This is a genomic window from Autumnicola musiva, assembly GCF_031846585.1.
In the GTDB taxonomy this organism is placed as follows: Bacteria; Bacteroidota; Bacteroidia; order Flavobacteriales; family Flavobacteriaceae; genus Autumnicola; species Autumnicola musiva.
Map to the genome: position 1 here is coordinate 1 of NZ_JAVRHK010000045.1, position 2,950 is coordinate 2,950.

Consider the following 2,950-nt stretch of genomic DNA (forward strand, 5'->3'; position numbering starts at 1 on the left):
ACGGTTAATCGCCAATAGCCGGCAGCCTTAGAAAGAAAATAATTAACTTGACCAACAAAACAATACTAAGCCGACAAATCCGCGTCCCTTACTCCGCCAACTGGCGATAACCGGGACCGTCAGACTGTCTCAAAACCTAAGAATTCCGTATTTTTAGGATATGGAATATCAACAAGGACAAGACCGGGAACAACTTAGCCTTTACGCGACCTGTTTGGATGATATGATCCCCCAGGATAACAGCGTACGCCTGATTGATCAATTTGTAAATCTGATCGATTTATCCCAAATGGGATTTCAATCCATAGCCTCCCAGGGAAGGCCACCCTATCATCCGGCAGACATACTCAAACTATTCATCTATGGGTATATGAACCAGATGCGCTCTTCCCGAAGATTGGAGAAAGAATGCCAGCGTAACATTGAAGTGATCTGGCTACTTAAAAATCTCAAACCCGATCACAACACCATTGCCCGGTTTAGAAAAGAAAATCCAAAGGCCATCCGAAAGGTATTCCGCCAGAGCGTGGCCATCGCTCGTAACTTCAACTTAATCGGAGGGGTACTTATTGCAGGGGATTCTACCAAACTAAGGGCACAGAATAGTAAGAAGAACAATTACAACAAAAAGAAGATACAGCGGCATCTGGAGTACATCGACAACAAGCTCGAAGAGCACACCAAAGAACTGGCCAAGGCTGATGGCGACCGGAAAAAAACACAAGAAATTGAAAATCAAATAAAGGGGCGCAAACAACAACAGACCAAATACCGGGCAATACAAAAGCAACTGGACAAAGATCTATCTTCTGAAAACCCGCAACAATCAACCTCTGATCCTGATAGCCGGCATCAAATTGTACGTGGCACCGTTACCCAGGTTTGTTATACTGCTCAAACCACCGTAGATGCCCGCAATAAGTTCCTGATTGATTATAAAATTACCAATCAGAACGATAAAAAGGCCATGGGCTCCATGCTGCGAAGGGCTAAATCCATTTTAAGAACCAACACCTTTACCGCCCTTTATGACAAAGGCTACCATACCGGAAGTGAGTTCCATATTGCCGATAGTTTGAGCATCAACACACTGGTGGCCATTCCCGCCATTGGACGCAAAAGTCAGGCTCCCGATCCTAAATACAATGCTGAAAACTTTGATTACAACTACGATAAGGACACTTATATCTGTCCGCAGGGGAATACCTTATCCAGCAACGGCTCCTGGTACAAAGCTAGAAACTATACCTTTAAGCAATACAAGACCAAAGCCTGCAAACAGTGCCCGGTAAGGAGCAAGTGCACTACGGCCAAAGCCAATGGTAAAATTATACAGCGTACCCAATTTACCCAAAACATCCAGGACAATGCCCGGCGGATTGCCCAAAGTGGGGAACTTTATAAAAAAAGGCAGGCTTTAGTTGAGCATCCTTATGGAACTATTAAAAGGCAATGGGGTTTTGACCATATCATGACCAAAAGGGGAATACTGCCAGCTTCAGCCGATTTTGGGCTGATTGCACTGGCTTATAATTTACGAAGTTAACTGTAACATCGGCCTGAAGGAACTGATGATAGCACTGGTTTTGACCTTTAAAAAGCTTATAAAGCCCTATATAAAGCACAATAAAGGTTTTACCCCTATTCCACAAAAAAAGATCCGGATAATTACAAGTTTTGTTTTAAACCCTAATTTCAACTATTTTTAAAACATAATCAGGTAGTTTTGGGACAGACTGCCGTTGCCAGTAATTTTAAGAAATTATACAAATGAGAAAATTTATATTACTAATAGTTGTTTTCCTTGTGATAGGAAGTTGTAAGCAAGACAAAGAGGAGGTGGACAGCGAATATGTGATATCTCAGTTTAAAAAAAACACTAAAGAAATTGAGAAAGTAGGATATAATGTACATAGGATTGACACTTTTCCAAGTGGAGATGTTTGGAATAATAAAGGGTTTGCTGTGGTAGAAAAAAATGAGGATGATAAAATTTTTGGATTTTCCTTTTACGGTAAACGAGATGATTACGAGAAAGAGTATCTCTATGATAATGGAAATGGTTTTGAAATAAATAGAGCTGCAGAAAGTTACAGATTAATTTATGTGGGAGGAATTCTTGGAAGTCCGGGAGGACAAATGGTAGTGGAGAACATATTTCACCTTGATAGTATTTATAAAAATGTAGAATTAATAGAAGAGGAAAATAAATATCTCTTGAAATATACCTTAGAACCAGATACGGTATACGATATCACAGACCGTCTAAAGACCCTAGAATTGAGAAAAAATGACTTCTTTCCTATTAAAGTAACTTTCAAAGCAAATAAGCTGGGAAAAAACACTGTAACTCAACATACTTTAAGTGATATAAAAATTAATAAAGCAGGAAATAAGTCAATTTCAGATTATAAAGATTTAGTGTCAAGTTATGATGTAATCCAGCCAACTAAGGCAGCGCCAAATAAAATTTTAAACAAAGAGTTTCCTTTAATTGAACTTTCAAATTTGATGGATGAGTCTGAAACAGTCACTCTGGAAACCGATAAATTGTTGCTTATTGATTTTTGGGAAGTTTGGTGTAGTCCGTGTATTAAATCGTTTCCCAAAGTTGAGGAATTGAGCAAGAAATATCAGGATGAACTTCGAGTGATTGGGATTGTATCTCAAAGTAAAGAAAGTGCAAAAAAACTTCTTAAAAACAAGAATGTTTCTTTTCTCAACCTAATAGGCACTAACAATTTACTCGAAGAATATAGTGTGAATAGCTATCCAAGATATTTTATAATCGATAAGAATGGTATTGTAAGGAAGGAATACCACGGTTTTTCAAATGAAATTGAAAAAGACCTTAAATTAATGATTTCGCAATAAAAACTCCTGGCAACACTAGTAACCGTTGCACAAGCCATTAATTTCCAAAAACCCAGATTAAAATAAGCTGCTTTAA

General features: G+C 38.4%; 1 protein-coding gene and 1 pseudogene. Both read left to right on the plus strand.

Going from position 1 to position 2,950, the window contains the following annotated elements:
* The first annotated feature begins 160 nt into the window (after nt 1-160).
* A pseudogene (locus RM539_RS19640) lies at nt 161-1,709 on the plus strand (IS1182 family transposase).
* A 61-nt stretch (nt 1,710-1,770) separates the two neighbouring features.
* On the plus strand, nt 1,771-2,874 hold the full coding sequence (locus RM539_RS19645) for a TlpA family protein disulfide reductase (RefSeq protein WP_311505122.1): 1,104 nt from the start codon (nt 1,771-1,773) through the stop codon (nt 2,872-2,874).
* Nucleotides 2,875-2,950 lie beyond the last annotated feature (76 nt).